18 protein-coding genes are annotated in these 18,271 nt (G+C 32.0%); 10 read left to right on the plus strand and 8 right to left on the minus strand.

Going from position 1 to position 18,271, the window contains the following annotated elements; translation table 11 throughout:
• Positions 1-267 precede the first annotated feature (267 nt).
• Positions 268-753: a hypothetical protein gene (locus RMO53_RS08410; protein WP_310379631.1), complete on the plus strand. Its 486-nt coding sequence runs from the start codon at positions 268-270 to the stop codon at positions 751-753.
• A 203-nt stretch (positions 754-956) separates the two neighbouring features.
• Here the strand turns inward: RMO53_RS08410 and RMO53_RS08415 are convergent, their stop codons facing one another.
• The 4 genes from RMO53_RS08415 to RMO53_RS08430 all read right to left on the minus strand — a co-directional run bounded on the left by RMO53_RS08415 (position 957) and on the right by RMO53_RS08430 (position 4,975).
• Positions 957-1,262: a hypothetical protein gene (locus RMO53_RS08415; protein ID WP_310379632.1), complete on the minus strand. Its 306-nt coding sequence runs from the start codon at positions 1,260-1,262 to the stop codon at positions 957-959.
• A 143-nt stretch (positions 1,263-1,405) separates the two neighbouring features.
• Positions 1,406-2,425, minus strand: coding sequence for a glycosyltransferase family 9 protein (locus RMO53_RS08420; protein WP_310379687.1), 1,020 nt, complete (start codon positions 2,423-2,425; stop codon positions 1,406-1,408).
• Positions 2,426-2,574: 149 nt separating this feature from the next.
• The gene (locus RMO53_RS08425; protein ID WP_310379633.1) at positions 2,575-4,341 is read right to left on the minus strand and encodes an ATP-binding protein; all 1,767 of its coding nucleotides are present in this window, start codon (positions 4,339-4,341) and stop codon (positions 2,575-2,577) included.
• A gap of 28 nt (positions 4,342-4,369) precedes the next feature.
• Positions 4,370-4,975 (minus strand): DUF4254 domain-containing protein, encoded by a 606-nt coding sequence (locus RMO53_RS08430; protein WP_310379634.1) that lies wholly within the window; start codon positions 4,973-4,975, stop codon positions 4,370-4,372.
• An 88-nt stretch (positions 4,976-5,063) separates the two neighbouring features.
• Between RMO53_RS08430 and upp the strand changes: the two genes are divergently transcribed.
• Positions 5,064-5,717, plus strand: coding sequence for a uracil phosphoribosyltransferase (upp, locus tag RMO53_RS08435; protein WP_310379636.1), 654 nt, complete (start codon positions 5,064-5,066; stop codon positions 5,715-5,717).
• Here the strand turns inward: upp and RMO53_RS08440 are convergent.
• Positions 5,712-6,641 carry a DUF6427 family protein gene (locus RMO53_RS08440; protein ID WP_310379638.1) on the minus strand — a complete coding sequence of 310 codons (930 nt, stop codon included), beginning with the start codon at positions 6,639-6,641 and terminating at the stop codon, positions 5,712-5,714. The two genes, upp and RMO53_RS08440, sit on opposite strands and share 6 nt — an antisense overlap.
• A 133-nt stretch (positions 6,642-6,774) precedes the next feature.
• On the opposite strand from RMO53_RS08440, the gene RMO53_RS08445 reads away from it, so the two are divergent.
• Positions 6,775-7,008, plus strand: coding sequence for a DUF6341 family protein (locus RMO53_RS08445; protein ID WP_310379639.1), 234 nt, complete (start codon positions 6,775-6,777; stop codon positions 7,006-7,008).
• Here RMO53_RS08445 and purD read toward each other — a convergent pair.
• Positions 6,997-8,274 (minus strand): phosphoribosylamine--glycine ligase, encoded by a 1,278-nt coding sequence (gene purD / locus RMO53_RS08450; RefSeq protein WP_310379642.1) that lies wholly within the window; start codon positions 8,272-8,274, stop codon positions 6,997-6,999. The two genes, RMO53_RS08445 and purD, sit on opposite strands and share 12 nt — an antisense overlap.
• Positions 8,275-8,450: 176 nt before the next feature.
• On the opposite strand from purD, the gene RMO53_RS08455 reads away from it, so the two are divergent.
• The 4 genes from RMO53_RS08455 (at position 8,451) to RMO53_RS08470 (ending at position 12,877) form a co-directional block, all read left to right on the plus strand.
• Positions 8,451-9,776, plus strand: a complete 1,326-nt coding sequence (locus tag RMO53_RS08455; protein WP_310379643.1) for a phenylacetate--CoA ligase family protein — start codon at positions 8,451-8,453, stop codon at positions 9,774-9,776.
• Positions 9,777-9,886: 110 nt separating this feature from the next.
• On the plus strand, positions 9,887-10,369 hold the full coding sequence (locus RMO53_RS08460) for an ORF6N domain-containing protein (protein ID WP_310379644.1): 483 nt from the start codon (positions 9,887-9,889) through the stop codon (positions 10,367-10,369).
• Between the two features lie 120 nt (positions 10,370-10,489).
• The gene (gene wecB, locus RMO53_RS08465) at positions 10,490-11,581 is read left to right on the plus strand and encodes a non-hydrolyzing UDP-N-acetylglucosamine 2-epimerase (RefSeq protein WP_310379646.1); all 1,092 of its coding nucleotides are present in this window, start codon (positions 10,490-10,492) and stop codon (positions 11,579-11,581) included.
• A 111-nt stretch (positions 11,582-11,692) separates the two neighbouring features.
• On the plus strand, positions 11,693-12,877 hold the full coding sequence (locus RMO53_RS08470; RefSeq protein WP_310379647.1) for a glycosyltransferase family 4 protein: 1,185 nt from the start codon (positions 11,693-11,695) through the stop codon (positions 12,875-12,877).
• On the opposite strand, the gene RMO53_RS08475 is transcribed toward RMO53_RS08470, so the two are convergent.
• Complete coding sequence (locus RMO53_RS08475) at positions 12,874-14,226, minus strand: exopolysaccharide biosynthesis polyprenyl glycosylphosphotransferase (RefSeq protein ID WP_310379649.1); 1,353 nt, start codon at positions 14,224-14,226, stop codon at positions 12,874-12,876. The genes RMO53_RS08470 and RMO53_RS08475 overlap by 4 nt on opposite strands.
• Positions 14,226-15,209, minus strand: coding sequence for an SDR family oxidoreductase (locus RMO53_RS08480; protein WP_310379651.1), 984 nt, complete (start codon positions 15,207-15,209; stop codon positions 14,226-14,228). Before RMO53_RS08480 ends, RMO53_RS08475 begins: the two co-directional genes overlap by 1 nt.
• Positions 15,210-15,329: 120 nt before the next feature.
• Here RMO53_RS08480 and RMO53_RS08485 point away from each other — a divergent pair, with 120 nt between their 5' ends.
• Genes RMO53_RS08485 through RMO53_RS08495 form a run of 3 tightly spaced genes read left to right on the plus strand, consistent with a single transcriptional unit; the run spans position 15,330 to position 18,121 of the window.
• A complete protein-coding gene (locus tag RMO53_RS08485; protein WP_310379652.1) occupies positions 15,330-16,649 on the plus strand; it encodes an MATE family efflux transporter in 1,320 nt (439 codons plus the stop codon).
• Complete coding sequence (locus RMO53_RS08490; RefSeq protein ID WP_310379653.1) at positions 16,642-17,385, plus strand: FkbM family methyltransferase; 744 nt, start codon at positions 16,642-16,644, stop codon at positions 17,383-17,385. Before RMO53_RS08485 ends, RMO53_RS08490 begins: the two co-directional genes overlap by 8 nt.
• Positions 17,386-17,395: 10 nt before the next feature.
• Entirely contained in the window at positions 17,396-18,121 is a 726-nt protein-coding gene (locus tag RMO53_RS08495; protein WP_310379654.1) for a glycosyltransferase family 2 protein, read from the plus strand.
• Positions 18,122-18,271: the final 150 nt, after the last annotated feature.

Below are 18,271 nucleotides of genomic sequence, written 5' to 3' on the forward strand. Positions count from 1 at the left end.
AATAATTTAAGAATGCACTGGAGTTTGGATTTTAAAAAACCACAAGAAGTTCATTTACAATACAATAAACAAATAAATAAAAATTATAAACGAAGCAAAACTCCTGATTTTGCATCGTAGGAATGTTGATAAGTTTTTAAACCCCGAAGGGAATTTTTTAAAAAACTTATCAATGTTCCGGCAATTAAGTTTAAATTTGAATCAATTATTAACCTAAAAAAAGGTCAACGTATTTTAGGATATGACAAAATCTTGAACATAATCGGAATGATTTTAATAGTAATTATTGCTATCGAATTTGCAGTTTATTATTCGGATTTTAATTTAGTAAATGACAAAACATTGGAAATCGGAACGACAACGCTAATCGTTTTTGTGATTTTTATTTTCGTATATATCAAAAAATGGCGTTATAAGATTTTACTTGTATTACCAACACTCGCATTCGGAATTATATTTTTAGGTCTTGAAATAATCGGAATTATAGCAGGCTCAGAAAAAATAAGCTGGAAATGGAAAATTGGTGAGTACGAAGTTATTTATGCAAATATGGAATACTACGCTGGTCCTGAAGGACGACAGTATTTAAAATTGCGGAAGAATTACTTTTTTGACCAATTTTATAAAACGCTTGACAAACAAAAAACTGAAAATACATTTTTGGAACTTGGAATAGGAAAAAATAATTGTGATTTGAAATTTGAAAAAACAGGAATGGAATTTGACCTATGCGAGAAAAAACAACTAAAGTAAAAAACGATTTGCCAACAGCGGTTTGGCGCAATTGGGGTTTTAGGCGAACTTTAAAGTTGGTTTTGTACTTGGAAGTTAGGTCTTTGATTTATACATTTGGCTAACCAAATCCCCAACTAACGCCAAGCCAAGAGACGAAAGTTAAAAATCCAAAAAAAGAGATTTATAGCTACGCACCATTTTTAGAATGATAAGAAATGGGGCTATGCCACAAACAAGGTGTGTTTGTGGTAGTTGTATAAAGCCAAATCGTAAGGAACTAATTTCGTCGATATGTTCTCTGAAAAAGCGTCAAACTCAATATTATTGTACTTTCTAAACAAGTAAATTTCCTTTAAACAATTCGACAAACTCTGATGTATTAATGTGGTGAAAGTGGGCAATTGCTTATCCCCTACTAATAAATCAATTTGGTAATTAGAACTGCTCTTCGATAAATTATTTCCAATGATTCTTATAGTAAATGTTGTAGGAATTCCGTTTTGTTTCCCTTGATATTGAACTACCATACTATTTGATTTTAAAATGTGGTTAAAATAAGATTTTCGATTTAAACCAAAATTAATTAATAAAATGGTTTCAAGCATCATATAAGATTCAAAAACTTTCCTAAATTATTTACAAACCCTTTTCTTAAATGACCTTAAATACCTTATATGGTTAGTCTTTTAATTATCATTTCTGGTAAAATCGTTCGCATTGCATCCTCATAACCGGCTACTTTTTTATTGCCGTAGACCGAAGTGGGTAATTTTGGAAACTGACTCCTATCGGACCTCAATGCGTTTTCTATAGGTTGATTAAATGGTAAAAATCCAGCAAAAGGATGTGTTGCGCCCCAAAGTGTAATCACTTTCACGCCAAGCATTGCTGCAATGTGAGCATTCCCTGAATCCATGGAAAGCATGACATCGAGAGTAGAAATAAGATTTAATTCTTGCTGAAATTTGATTTTTCCTGCAACATTTATGACGTTTTCTTTATCTTTAGAAAGCGATTCTAGTATTTCAATTTCTTTTTTTCCACCACCAAAAAGAATAATTTTATTGTTTTTATTCAACGCTAATTCAGTTATAACTTCTTGCATTAAATCTAGCGGATACACTTTAGAATCGTATTGTGCAAAAGGCGCAATTCCAATTCGAATTCCCGAGAAATCGGGAATCGATTCATTCTCAACTAGTATATTCAAAATATCATTCGATAAAACTGCCTTTTCAGGGAATTTAGGATGCGATAAATCTACTTTGAAACCCAATTCTTGAAACACTTTTGCGTGTCTTTCGAACATTGTAGTCAAGGGTTTGAATATCTTATTGTCGGCGCGTGTTAAAGCTGCTTTTTCGGCTCTGCCTTTATCAACCGAAGCGACTTTTTTCCCGTTCAAAGCAAAAAGTGTTCGGATAATTTTAGAACGCAAAACATTGTGTAAATCCGCAAAAGCATCAATATTTAAAACTTGCAAATCTCGAAACAATCGCAACAAACCAATAAATCCTTTGTGTCTATTTTTCTCGTCGAAAGCAAAGAAAAAAACATTAGGAATCGTGTCAAAAAAGGGTTTGAAAAAAAGTCGAGAAACAACTGTGATTTTGATTTCCGGATATTGATTTGCAAAAGCTCGTAAAACAGGAACCGTCATGGCGACATCTCCCATTGCAGAAAGTCTCATAACGGCGATATGTTGGAGTTTTTTTGACAATTTTTACTATTAATTCGCTGTTCTTTGGCCATTCTTTGGCCATTTCATTTTATACAAATCTCTTGAAAATCAAGCTTCTCGAGCAGACTTATTCACAAAAAAGCGTAGTTACTAACAATTTACTTATCTTTTCTTGGTCTTTTCTTGGCCATTTCATTCTTGTTGTCTAAATCGTTTAATGTTTTAGTAATTGCCTCTGAAATTACTTCCATTTGATTTAAATATTCATTTGCAATTTCATAAGTTGACGTTGATCCTTCTCCTTGTTGTTCAAGTATCTTATTTGATACAAATTTTTCTACTCTAAATCTTACTTGTTTTCTTGATAATTTATCTTCAAAAAGACCAACAAAATCTTTCATTTTTGCTCTTCCTTCTTTATATATAAATTGTATTATTTTAGTTAAAACCTCACTCTCATCTAATTCTTGAAGATTATAATATTTTGCTTTTTCATCTGTGAACTCATAATAATCTTTTGAAAGAATGTAATAAAGAGCATTTGTTTGACCTCTTTTTTCTATAAATTTGTTTTCTAAAAGTTTAGAAACTATTTCGGTGTCTAAATTTCTTTTAGCCACATTCTTTTTTATCATGTTTAAAGTAATAACTTCTAAAACAGATAATTTTTCTGTTTCTGGCAATCCTTCTTGTACCGCAACTATAAATAATGCAAATGCTCTATCTTCTATAACGGCTGATAATTTTAAATTTACTTGAAAATAATCGGATTTAGAATAGTCTGGTTCAGCTTTTCCTTCAATAAGTGTATTGTAGAATATCTTATCAACTCCTTGTCCAGATCGTTCTACAATTCCTGTTTTTTGTAAAACATCTGCTAAAAGTCTATTTCTTGGAGTGCTTGGTGTTTTTAATAGATTTTCTAAGTTAACACCTATAGGAAAACCTCCTGCATTAATTATGTCTAATCTTTGAGGAAATTGTTTTACAACTATTTCTGATGATTTTCTGTAATCTCTATGCGTAATCGCATTATTTATTGACTCTCTAATAACTTCTTCATTAAAAAAAGGAATATTAAAAATGTAGGCTCCATCTTGAATAGGAAAACTACCATTTCTTAAATTAATAGTACTCCATAGCTCATCAATTAATATAAAAAAAGGTTCTGAAAAAACAATTCTATTATCAAATTGTATTTGATTTTCAGCATTTCGATACTCCAACATAACAGCGGCTTGAGGAAGCTTGTCGTTTAAGACTTCTTTTTTTGCAAGAAGAATTAATGCTGCATTTGTTAATTTCCCGTTTTTTAAAAGTTCTAAATCGGATAACAATTGTTCATTAGAAAGTGTTTTAAAATTTGGATTGTTTTGTTTTGAAGCATATTTTTCTTTAAGAAATGTTATTGCTTTTTCATCTAAATCAAAAACATTTAAATCTTCACAGATTTGTTGCGAAAAATCAGGTTCTTGTTCATTTATTATCTTTAAAAAAACTGCATCATCCATTGGTTCAAGTCTCTCTCCAACTCGCATTAACGGAACGTCTTCAAACTTAAAAATTTTTCCTGCCGGACGAGAAGGAACTTCAATAACTAAAACTCTTTTTTTGTCTTCAAACAATTCATAAATTACGGTTCTTATTCCCGTGTCTCTGTAAATATTTGCTTCAAGTTCTCCAATAACACCGAGACTTTGATTTGTTCCAACAACATCATGGGGGTAATTATCTGTCATTCCAACAACAAAAAGCCCGCCTTCTTCATTACAAAGTGCGGTTACATAGCCTAGAATACAGCGTCTTCTGTCTGATGAATTTATTTTAGCTCCTCCATTGTAAGAAATATTCCCACCCAGTCCTTTTTTAAATTCAACTTTGTCTTCTGACTCTTTAAGTTTTTTAAGCTTTTCAATAGTTATCATAGACAAATTTGTTTCTTACAATTAGAAATTACTTCTTATTCTGATACAAAACCGGATTCAAATCATCATCGTTATACATTTTCATCTGTTTGTAGACTTTCATGAATTTATCTCCGTTTTCAATATCATACAGCAAATCATCAATGGCAGTGGACAAATCGGTTCTTTGTTCAAGAAGCACGTTTAATTTTGACTGGCATTTATCTCTATGATCTTGAGACGCATCAGCCCGAGTTGCTTCTTCATTCATGTGATAAATTTTTAAAGCTAAAATTGAAAGTCTATCAAATGCCCATGCAGGGCTTTCAGAATTGATTCTAGCATTGTCTTTTACGCTAACGTGAATGTATTTTTGAAGAAAATAGCCGTCAATATATTCCACCATATCTGTGCGTTCTTGATTCGAAGCATCAATTCTTCTTTTCAAGGATAAAGCGGCAACTGGATCAATATTTGGATCGCGAATAATATCTTCAAAATGCCATTGTACGGTGTCTATCCAATTTTTTAGATACAATAAATGTTCTACTTTTTCCTTTGGAAAAGGATTATTAATAGGCTGATCCACATTGTCAAATAAATGATAATCTTGAATACTCTGTTCAAAAACGGTATAGGCTAATTTTGAAAACATAATTTTATTTTTTATAAATACAAAGATACTTTTTATACTTTTATGGAATGTAAAAATTCTTAAGAAGTTTAATTCCAAAATTGTAATTATGCAAATTCATTATTTATCAGAAGCCAATAGTGTTCTCAATCATTTTCTAGGCCAAATCCGAAACGTAAATGTTCAAAACGACAGTATGCGTTTCAGAAGAAATATTGAACGAATAGGCGAAATAATGGCTTATGAATTAAGCAAAAATTTAAAGTATCGAAAAATCGATATTCAAACGCCACTTGGCATAAAAAAAACTACTGAAATTGAAGATCAATTGGTTTTGTGCTCCATACTTCGTGCAGGTTTACCGCTGCATTTGGGGTTTTTAAATTATTTTGACAATGCCGAAAACGGTTTTGTTTCAGCCTTTAGACACCATCCAAACGACGATGATTTTTTTGATATTCTAGTAGAATATGAAGCGGTTCCAAATATCGAAAATAAAAATTTATTACTTATAGATCCCATGCTAGCTTCAGGCCAGTCTATGGTTGCAGTTTTTAATAAATTAAAAAACAGAGGTGTTCCAAGAGAGGTTCATCTTGCGGTTATTATTGCTGCACCCGAAGGTATTGCCTATCTCGAAAAACATTTGCCTTCAAATTGCCATCTTTGGGTTGCCACTTTAGACGAAAAACTAAATGATAAAAACTACATTGTTCCTGGACTTGGAGATGCTGGAGATTTAGCTTACGGTAAAAAATTATAGTTGTGAGAAAAATGTAAATAGACTGCAAATAATGAGCACAAATAAAACCATTTCCTGTTTCAATTTGAGCTGTTTCAATTCAATGTGACTGGTTGCCATAATGGCTAAAGGAGCAAAAGTAAAAAGTAATAAATCACTGCTTTTGTCTGGAGAAATTACAAATAGTATTGCTCCAATAATAAAAGATGTAATTATTTTCTTAAATGATGCATTCAATAATAACGGTCTGTTAGGCAAGGAAATCACCATAGAAATGATGAAAAACAATGCAATAGTTGTGTAAATAGAAAAGGCTATGTTTTGATAATTATTTGTAAAATAATCAATTTCTAAATTTGTAGTGGCTCCATTAATTATAAATTCTGATGCGTTTATACTATAAAATGTTGAGAAAAACAGGAAAATAATTCCTACTGCAATAAAAGCAATAAAAGGCAGTATCCAGTTTCTATAATCTCTAGATACATGAAAAAGGATAGAGATAAACACCAAAAAAATAAAGAGAATTGCCCAAAAATGAAATAAAGCAGCTACAAAAATCCATAACGAAGCATCAAATATTTTTTCTTTAGATGCTTTGAGGGATTGCAGCGAGATTAACCTGCGCAGTGCTAATAAAATAAAAAAATTAGCAAGTAATATGTTTGTATTTTCAAATATCGTTGAAAAAAAAAGGATAAATAATAAATAAAAGAAAATAGTGTAGCTACTGTCTTTACTCAAACCGTTTTTCTTTGCAATAAAGTTTGTTATAAAAACAGAACTCAATAAAACAGTGAATAATAATGCCTTTTTTAGAATCAAAGAAGCACTATAGGTCAGAGACGAATCTTGGAATTGAACTATAAAAAAGAAAACCAGCATTAAAATTACAACCAAAATCAAATTTAATGGTGTAGATTTTTTAAAAACACTTGTTATCATAGAGATATTTTATACTTTTGTGACTGTAAATATAATACTTGTTCAAAGAGGAAACGAGACAAGTAATTTTTTTTATTAAAATAAATACAATTACTATTTACAATGATTAGAATTAACAAATAAAATTAATGACATGAAAGCATTTTTTGAAGGAATACAATACTTATTTGTGGATATCTTGTTTGCACCACTTGATCTTTTACGTTCGTTAGAACTTAAATCATGGTTTGGAGCAAATACTGTCAATTGGATTTTGATGTGTATCTGCGCTTATGCAATTGTTTATTGGTGCAAACAATTAAAATTACATCAAGATAACGGCGAAGAAAACCAAGATACAACGGCTCATTCTTTCTTAACTAAGTAAGTCAAAGCCAATATCTTTTCTAAAATACATCTTATCAAAATGGAGCTTGTCTATGTTTTGATAAGATTTTTTTATGGCTTCTTGAAAATCATCTCCGTAAGATGTTACCGCCAATACTCTTCCGCCATTACTCACCACTGCTCCATTATTCATTCTTGTTCCTGCATGAAAAACGATTGAATCTATAACTTTATCCAATCCCGAAATCTCCATTCCTTTCATAAAATCTTCAGGATAACCACCAGAAACTACCATAACTGTTGTGGCACTTCGCGGGTCTATTTCAAGCGTTATTTCGTCTAGTTTTTCATTGGCTACAGCCTGAAATAATTCTACTAAATCTGTTTTCATTCTTGGCACAACGACTTCGGTTTCTGGATCGCCCATTCTCACGTTGTATTCAATCACAATTGGCTCGTTGTTTACGTTGATTAACCCAATAAAAACAAAGCCTTTGTATTCAATTCCGTCTTTCTGGAAACCTTCGATTGTGGGTTTTACGATACGTGTTTCTATTTTTTCCATCAAAACCGCATCTACATACGGAACTGGAGAAACGGCTCCCATTCCACCAGTATTCAAGCCTGTGTCGCCTTCGCCAATGCGCTTGTAGTCTTTGGCTGTAGGCAGAATTTTATAATTTTTTCCATCCGTTAATACAAAGCAACTCAACTCAATTCCGTCTAAGAATTCTTCGATTACAACTTTAGAACTTGCGGCTCCAAATTTTGCATGAACTAGCATGTTTCTTAATTCTGTTTTGGCTTCCGCCAAATCGTGAATAATCAAAACGCCTTTTCCTGCTGCCAAACCATCTGCTTTTAAAACGTATGGTGGTTGAAGAGTTTCAAGAAATTCGCATCCTTTTTCTACGGTTTCTGCAGTAAAACTATCGTAAGCAGCAGTTGGAATATTGTGTTTTATCAAAAATTCTTTGGCAAATTCTTTACTTCCTTCGAGTTGTGCACCTTTTTTAGACGGACCAATAACTGGAATGTGTTTTAAATCGTCATCGTTTTTAAAGAAATCGTAAATTCCGTGAACTAATGGATCTTCTGGACCAACAACGACCATAGTTACTTTTTCATCAAGCGAAAAAGTTTTTATGGCTTCAAAATCTAAAATATTAAGGTTGACATTTGTTGCTATCTCTGCAGTTCCTGCGTTTCCTGGTGCTACAAAAAGGGTGTCGCAAAGCGGACTTTGAATCATTTTCCATGCAAAAGCGTGCTCTCTTCCGCCCGAACCTAAAAGTAAAATTGTCATTGTGTTGTTTATTCTGAACTTGTTTCAGAATCTTTTTCTAAAACTTGTTCTGTTATACTTGTGAAGCGCAAAAATAATTGCTTTTAGAGTTAAAAAATAATTAATTTATAAAAAAGTGATGGTTCTTAGTCATTAGTTGTTGGTATATATTATTTTTGGTAAAACATATTGATAAAATGCTTCGTCTTTTCTATTTATCGCTACAAATAAATGGCTTTCCAATAAAGGAAGCTAAAGCTGAATTGCAAAAAATCAAATCTATTCCGGAACAAGATTTCAAAAATTTTCTGGACAACAAAAAACAAGAAATTGTTGAATATCATTTAAAAAACAATCCTTCTTATCAAAAATTTATTGGAAATAAAGCTGTTAATCCCGAAGTGTCGGGATGGAACGACTTGCCGATAATGACAAAAAAAGATTTTCAAAAACCCCTTGCCGAAAGGCTTTCAAATGGGTTTACCCCAAGAACAGTTTATGTAAACAAAACCTCTGGTTCTGCCGGAGATCCGTTTATTTTTGCAAAAGATAAATTTTGTCACGCACTAACTTGGGCAACTATTATCGATAGGTTTAGCTGGTTTGGAATTGATTTTAATGCATCATTGCAAGCTCGTTTTTATGGAATTCCATTAGATTTTATAGGCAATCAAAAAGAGCGAATTAAAGATTTTATGGGCAATCGGTATCGGTTCTCGATATTTAATTTATCTGACGTAGTTCTAGCAAAAATTTTAAAAAAATTTCAATCTAAAAAATTTTATTACATCAACGGGTATACTTCTTCGATAGTCTTATTTGCTAAATTTTTACAGAAAAAAAACATTGTTTTAACCTCGATGTGTCCCACTTTAAAATGTTGTGTTGTAACTTCAGAAATGCTTTTTGACGATGACAAAATTCTAATGGAAAAACAATTTGGAGTTCCTGTTGTTAATGAATATGGTGCTTCAGAACTTGATTTAATAGCGTTTCAAAATCCTTCAGGTGAATGGCTTGTAAACTCAGAAACGCTTTTGGTAGAGATATTAGATGAAGAAAACAACGTTTTACCAAACGGAAAAGAAGGTAAAATTGTAATTACTTCATTGTACAATAAAGCGCATCCGTTTATTAGATATGACATTGGCGACATTGGGATTCTTAATGAAAAAAGCACGTTCAAAAACCCAATTCTCAAAAAATTAATTGGAAGAACAAATGATGTTGCGATTTTACCAAGCGGAAAAAAATCGCCTGGATTGACGTTTTATTACGTAACCAAAAGCATCATTGAGGACGACGGAAATGTCAAAGAATTTGTCATAAAACAGACTAAAATTGATACATTTGAAATTGAATATGTAAGTCAAAAAGAATTGACTTTAAGCCAAATTCAAAATATTGAAAAGGCAATAACCACTTATTTAGAAAGTGGTTTGATTTTCCGTTTCGTCCGAAAAGAAAAAATCGAAAGAAGTAAAAGCGGAAAATTAAAGCAGTTTGTTACTATGGTGAAATAAATTGGAGGACGCAAATTGTGATTCCAAAATTCAATCTTGATAAAACAAATTGTGAATTCAAGACCTTTAAGGTAGCAATTTGCGACCTTGCAGCAATTAAAAAGTAATTTATGAATAACGAAATACTACTTTCTGAAGAATTGATTTCTAATAAAATCTACTTTATCAGAAACCAAAAAGTGATGCTGGATCGTGATTTAGCGGCACTTTATGCGATTGAAACCAGAGTTTTAAAACAAGCTGTAAAAAGAAATATATCCAGATTTCCCGAAGATTTTATGTTTGAATTATCTCAATTAGAGTTTGACAACTTAAAATCACAATTTGTGACATCAAGTTGGGGTGGAACTAGAAAATTACCTTCCGTTTTTACAGAACACGGAGTTCTAATGTTGTTAAGTGTTTTGAATAGCGACAAAGCCATTCAGACCAATATTCAAATTATGCGGATATTTAGTAAAGTGAGGCAAATGCTTTTGGACACTACCGAAATTAGGTTAGACATTGCTCAAATGCAAAAGAAATTAGAAAATCACGGGATTGCTTCGTACCTCGCAATGACATATCGAGTTGGTTTTCTCTTATTTAGATGAATTAACCGATAAAAAAGAAAATGTAAAACCAAGAACTAAAATTGGTTACAAAAAATAAACTAACAAAAGGAAGAAGATTGCTTTGCTTCGTGCCTCGCAACTCCTAGCAATGACAAACAAATGAAAATAACAATAATCGCAGGCGCAAGACCTAACTTTATTAAAATCGCACCCATCATCAAAGCGATTGAAAACAAGCAATTCGAAGGCGAAACCATGACTTTTAGATTAGTGCATACGGGTCAACATTATGACAAAAACCTCAGCGATACTTTTTTCGAAGAGTTAAATATTCCGCTACCAAACGCAAATTTAGATGTAAAAAGCGGTTCGCAAGCAGAGCAAACTGGAGCAATTATGATTGCGTTTGAAAAAGAGCTGATTCATAATCCGTGTGATTTAGTTCTTGTGGTTGGTGATGTAAATTCGACCATGGCATGTGCCATTGTTGCAAAAAAAATGAATATAAAAGTCGCTCATGTCGAAGCCGGAATACGTTCTGGAGACATGACAATGCCCGAAGAAATTAATAGAATTGTTACCGACAGCATCACCGATTATTTTTTTACAACTTCAACCTCTGCGTCGGATAATTTATTAAAAAATGGCGTTTCGACTTCCGTTATTCACTTTGTGGGAAACGTCATGATTGATACTTTATATCAAAATTTGGAACGAATTTCGCCTCCCAATTTTTGGTCAGATTATGATTTAAAAACCGGAAATTATATCATTTTAACATTACATCGACCATCGAATGTAGATGAAGAACACGCATTGATTCGTTTATTAGAAGGGATTGATCAAATGGTTGGAGATAAAAAAATAATTTTTCCAATTCACCCCAGAACCAAAGCTATTCTGGGAGAAAAAGATTTGAATTTGAAAAACATCCTGTTTGTAGAACCACAAGGGTATTTGAATTTTATGTATTTGATAAAAAACAGTTTTGCCGTGATTACGGATTCTGGTGGAATTTCTGAGGAAACGACCGTTCTTGGAATTCCGTGTTTCACCATGCGAACCACCACCGAAAGACCTGAAACTATTGAAATTGGGACCAACACTTTAGTTGGAATTACTATTGAAAATCTTGAAAAAGAATATAAAAAATTTACAGCTGCTGATATACATCTGCATAAAAGAGGAATTCCTGAACTTTGGGACGGAAAAGCTTCGGAAAGAATTATCGATATTTTACTAAAAAATTAAACCTTTATGGTTCCTAAAGCATTTTAAAATCTTAATTTTCTTAATGTCTTAATGGTTTAAAAATAAAAAATGTTGAAATAAATACGAGATACTGAAACAAGTTCAGCATACATGAAAGAAATCCTCATCATATCAAATTATTATCCGCCAGAAAAAGGCGCTGCTGCAAATAGAATTGAACAGTTAGCGTTGAAATTACGCCAGAATAATTACACCGTTTCGGTAGTTTGCCCGTTAGGAAATTATCCAAAAGGCGAATTGTTTCCAGAATACAAAGGCAAATTCTGGGTTACTGAAAATAGAGAAAATATTACCGTGAAACGACTTTGGATTTATCCGAGTGTGAGCCAAAATCTCTTGGTTAGAATCGTGTCAGTATTGTCGTTTTCATTGAGTTTATTTTTCTACTTGATGTTCACAAAAACACCACAAAAAGTTGTGGTCCAATCGCCGCCATTATTGTTATCGTTTGTTTCGGTTTTAGTGCTTTCAATGAAGCAGAAAAAAATTATTTTGAATGTTTCTGACCTTTGGCCATTGGCAGCAATTGAATTGAAAGCGTTAAAAAAAGATAGTTTTTCGCATAAAGCTTCGTTGTTTATGGAACGCTTTATTTATAAAAAAGCAGCGCTTGTTTTGGGGCAATCAAAAGAAATAATGTCGCACATTCATTCCTTTTTTCATGAAAAAAAAGTGTATTTGTACCGTAATTTCCCTGATCATCAAGTCGCTGAAATAGACTTTGAGACAACCGAAAAACAGCCTATAAAACTGTTTTATGCAGGACTTCTAGGAGTTGCACAAGGTGTTTTGGAACTGTGCGAAAAAATAAAATTAGAAGGTCTCAATATCGAATTACACCTCTTGGGCGATGGTGCTGAAAAAAGCCAAATTGAGGCCGTAATTCAATCGAAACCAGCACAAAAAATCTTCTTTCATGGCATGCTAGAACGAAAAGATTTACACGAAAAACTCAAAGGTTTCGACATTGCTATTGTGCCGCTTAAAACTAGAATTTACGGTTCTGTTCCTTCAAAAATATTTGAATATGGTTCGCTTGGATTTCCTATACTATATTTTGGTGGTGGCGAAGGCGAAGGCATTGTTTTGGAAAATAATTTGGGTTGGATTGCCCAAGTTGGAAATTTTGAAGATTTGAATGAAAAGTTAGTTTCGATTTCTAAATTAGATAAAAACGAACTTGGTTTGATGAAAAAAGCAGCTTTTTATCAATCTAAAAAAGTTTTTAATCTGGACTTACAAATAAAAGATTTAATTGAAAAAGGGGTGTTTTAATAGGCTTTTTTATCTCCTTTTAAGGTGTTGAAAATAGTGTTGAAAATGATTTTTAAATCTAATAAGATAGACCAGTTTTCCATGTAGTAAATATCATACTTTACTCTATTTATAATATCATTATCGGTTTCTACTTCTCCTCGATATCCTTTGGTTTGTGCAAGTCCAGTGATACCGGGTTTTATAAAATGACGCACCATAAATTTATCTATTTTTAAAGCATACATCTCGGTATGACTCACCATGTGTGGTCTTGGTCCAACAACTGACATTTCTCCAAATAAAACATTTATAAATTGTGGCAACTCGTCGATACTGGTTTTGCGCATAAACTTACCAATTTTGGTAATTCGAACATCGTTTTTGGAAACCTGATTCAAGTCTGCAATTGCGTTCAATTCCATAGATCTAAATTTATAACAGTCAAATTCATGATAGTTCAACCCGTTTCGTCTTTGAATAAAAAACAAAGGTCCTTTTGATTCTCGTTTGATAAGTAAGGCTAGAATTGGGGTTAACCATGACAAAACTCCAACAATAATTAATATTGAAAACACAATGTCAAATACGCGTTTTATTCCTTTATTTAAATTCTCATCTAGTAAAATATTTCTCAAAGAAATTACGGGTATATAATCATAATATTCAAACTTAAAATTTCGAGAAAGTATTTGTTTTTCGTCTGGGATGAATTTTAAAGTTTTTAAATTATTGTCGGCAAAATCAATTATATCGGTAATTTGGCTGTTTGATAAGTCGGCAATGGAGCAGTAAATTTCGTTGATTTTGTTTTCTAAAACAAAAGCAAGACACTCTTCGATTTTTGCTTTTTTATTGCTTTCAAGGTGAAATACTTTGACTAATTGGTATCCGTAATCTGGATTTTCTATAAAAAAAAGTCTAAGAGGATTTATCCTTTTGTTGTTGCCTAATAAAACTACTGATCTAAAATTTCCTCCAAATAAAACTCTGTATTTTCTTAAAAAATAATAAATAAATAATTTGATTAGCAAAATTACTAATATCGTGAATGAAATAAGTGAAAATATTTTCTCGGAATTGGAATATTCAACATAAAATAAATCAAATACCAGGCAAAATAAGGAAAAAAGCAGTCCTTGTTTCAAAGTACAATTTACTATAGAAATTACTCTGGTATAGCGGTATACTTCATAAAAACCTAAATTTGCAGCAATAATAAACCAAATTAAACTTATAAAAACATGGTAAAAAAACTCTTGATCATACGATTGTGATAAATAAAAAGCCAATACATTGATGATGATTAAATCAATCATGTATGAAAAAGGGCGAATATAGCCGGAGTATCTTCCTGTTTTGGTTTTCACTAAATTATATACTTAGAAAAGTCTTTGTGCTCTTCTTTTAATAGTTCTTCTGTAGACAATGATTTAAAATATTCGTAGGTTATTTTCATGCCTTCTTCTCTTGAAACTTTTGCGGTCCAACCTAAAATTTCTTTTGCTTTTGTGATGTCTGGTTGACGTTGCAAAGGATCGTTTATGGGCAAAGGAAAATAAACTACTTTCTGGTTTGTTCCTGTTAGCTTTATGATTTCGTCTGCAAAATCTTTGATGGTGATTTCGTCTGGGTTTCCAATATTAACCGGTAAAATATAATCCGAATGTAGCAGTCTAAAAATACCTTCTACTTGATCGTCTACATAACAAAAGGAACGGGTTTGCATGCCATCGCCAAAAATGGTTAAATCTTCGCCTCGAATGGCTTGGCCTATAAAAGCCGGAATAACACGACCGTCATTGAGTCTCATTCTTGGTCCATAGGTATTAAAAATTCGAACAATTCTGGTTTCGACACCATGAAAAGTGTGGTACGCCATAGTTATTGATTCCTGAAAACGTTTGGCTTCGTCATAAACACCTCTTGGTCCAATGGTGTTTACATTGCCATAATATTCTTCGGTTTGTGGGTGAACTAATGGATCACCGTAAACTTCGGAAGTGGATGCAATAAGTATTCTAGCTTTTTTTACTCTGGCTAAACCCAGTAAATTGTGTGTTCCTAGTGAACCTACTTTGAGGGTTTGAATTGGGATTCTCAAGTAATCTATTGGACTTGCTGGTGAGGCAAAATGCAGAATATAATCTAACTCACCTGGAATATGAACAAATTTTGTAATATCATGGTGGTAAAATTCGAAATTCTCCAATTTGAATAAATGGGCTATGTTTTTTAAATCACCCGTAATAAGGTTGTCCATACCAATAACATAATAGCCTTCGGCAATAAAACGATCACAAAGGTGTGAGCCCAGAAACCCTGCTGCTCCCGTTATGAGAATTCTTTTCATAAGATAATTTTATGTTTGCAAGGTATAAAAAACAAATTAGAAATTCTCAAGCAAAGAACGAGATTTACTTTTTATAAAATTATATTTGCACTTCAATATTATAAATTATAACTACAAAAAATGCATCGACTTAAACTCTTATTAAAGAATCATCTTTTTATGAGTGCTTTTTATAAAGCGGTTTCTGGAGTTGCTCTATTTGTTTCTATACCGCTTCTTATTCATTATCTAGGCAGTACAAATTATGGTGTTTGGATTTTAGTTTTTACGCTTTTTCAATGGGTTTTATTAATGGATTTTGGGTTGTCTAGCGTATTAAAAACTAAAATCCCTGAGTTGTGCCATTCCGAAAACAGTAGTTTAATAAATGCCTACATAAAATCTACTTATGTTATTTGTTGTTTTATTGCGTTGGGTATTTTCTTGCTGTTTACTGTTCTATTTCTCTTTTTTGATGTGGGTTCGTTTTTAAACATCTCGTTTGAATCGGCTTTTGTTACCAAACTTTTTCTGCTGAATATTTTCTTTTTCTGTGTCAATTTTATTTTAAATACCCACAAAGCATTGTTTGTTAGCGTTCATAAAGGTAAATTTGCCGAACAATCCATCGCTGTTAATCAGCTATTTTTTCTGCTGTTTATAATGATTCCTCTATTTTTGTTTCCTGAATTAAAAGCAGAGTCTAAACTCTATTTAATCAGCTGCATCAATGGGATTGTTTGCATAATCGTGAATGTTTTATACACTTTCTATTTGTTTAAAACAGAGAAAATTTGTCTTTTTACAAAAGAGAAAACGCCCAAAACACATTTGAATAGCATTTATACTTTAGGTGTTAAATACATGTTGATTCAGGTTGGTATGCTGTTTTTATTTTCTTCGGATAATTATATTCTAGCCTATTTTTTTGGTCCAAAAGAGATTGTTCCTTATGAAATTGTTACTAAATATTTCCAGTTTCCTTTAATGATTTTAATGGCCGGAATGGCGCCTTTGTGGTCGTTATTTACTAAAAACTATCTCGAAAAAAATGACATTTGGCTCAAAATGAGTTTCCGGAAATTTAATTATTTTTATCTCGTCGTGTTAATTGGAATGTTGCTTTGTGTTTTGATTGCAAAACCTATTATGAAAATATGGATTGGTAATGATTTTGTAGTTCCTCAATTTTTATTAATTACAGTAGCAATAATGACCTCTTTGAGAATATTTACCACTTTTTACAGTTACTTTTTTAACGGAATAGGAAATCTACGAAGTTATTTATTACTTTTAGCAACGAGTGTTCTATTAAAAATTCCGTTGTCTTATTTATTTATAAAATTAGATTTCGGAATAGCGAGTGTTGTTTTGTCCTCTGCTTCATGCCTTATAGTCTGGAGTATTGTGCAACCCGTAGAAGCTTATAAAATTGTTTCAAACCTAAAGAAAAATGAATAAACTTATACATAACAACAAAAGTACGTTGCTTAAAATCAAGCGCTTTTTTAATACTGCTCTTGGTATTGAAATCACAAAATACCCAACTGATGAGCTTTCCCGAAGGATTGCTTTGCTGAAACATCATAATATTGATGTCATTCTTGACATTGGCGCAAACATAGGTCAGTATGGTGGCGATATGAGAAATCTGGGATTCACGGGCGAAATTATTTCGTTTGAACCCATGAAAAAAGCATTTAAGAAATTAGAAAAAAACGCATCGAAAGATGCCAACTGGAAAGTCTATAATTATTCACTCGGGGAACGAGATGGTCAAGCTACCATAAACATTGCCAAAAACTCTGTGAGCAGTTCGCTGTTAGAAAACCTTCCGCAACTTACAGACAGCGCACCAGAAGCAAAATTTATTGAAAAAGAAACTATCGAAATACGAAAACTAGACAGTATTTTTGAGGATTTAAATTTAAAAAACAAAACTGTTTATCTAAAAATTGACACTCAAGGATACGAAGAAATGGTTTTACTTGGAGCAGAAAAATCACTAGATTTAGTAAAAGGAATACAAATTGAAATGGCTTTTGTTCCTTCTTACAGAGGTACAATCACCTTTGATAAAATGAAAACAAAATTAAATAATTTAGGATTTCATCTTTTAGCAATTGAAAACGGCTTTTATGACAAAAAAACAGGGAAGCAATTAGAGGTAGATGGTGTGTTTTATAAAAATAAATAATTTGTAACTTATGAATCTTAACAAACTTTCGATAATTATTCCCGCATACAATGAAGGCCCAACTATTCATTTGATTCTTGATAAAGTAAAAAATGTTGTTTTAGAAAACAATATCGAAAAAGAAATTATCATTGTAAATGATTGCTCAAAAGATGATACCGACCAAGCTATTATAAAGTACATGTCAAATAATCAAGGTGTTAACATTCAATATTTTAAACACGAAGTTAACAAAGGAAAAGGTGCAGCGTTGCATACCGGAATACAGAAGGCAACAGGCGATTTCTTAATCATTCAAGATGCTGATTTAGAATACGATCCCGAGGAATATAATTTATTGTTGAAGCCTGTTTTAGCTGGATTTGCAGATGTTGTTTATGGCTCTCGTTTTATGGGAGGAAATCCACATCGCATACTATTTTTTTGGCATACTATTGGAAATAAATTTCTAACAACTTTATCTAATATGTTTTCTAATTTGAATCTTACCGATATGGAAACGTGTTACAAATTATTTAATACTAAAATTATTCAGTCTATTTCTCTAAAAGAGAACAGATTTGGTTTTGAGCCAGAGGTTACAGCGAAAATTGCTCGAGTTCCTAAAATTCGAATTTATGAAGTGGGTATTTCTTACTATGGAAGAACGTATGAAGAAGGGAAGAAAATAGGTTGGAAAGATGGTTTTAGAGCTATTTATTGTATTTTGAAATATGGGTTTCTAAAAATTAAGTAATATGTTTATTCTTTTTTGTTACTTGTTATTATTGATGGTTATAGCAAAATTAAATTTTGTTAAAAATCTAAAAGAAACCATTTTAGCGACAACCCTACTTTTTTCTTTTTTTATTGTTTTGATTACTGAGTCTTTGAGCCTCTTCAAATC

This window comes from Flavobacterium sp. (genome assembly GCF_031409475.1).
Taxonomy (GTDB): domain Bacteria; phylum Bacteroidota; class Bacteroidia; order Flavobacteriales; family Flavobacteriaceae; genus Flavobacterium.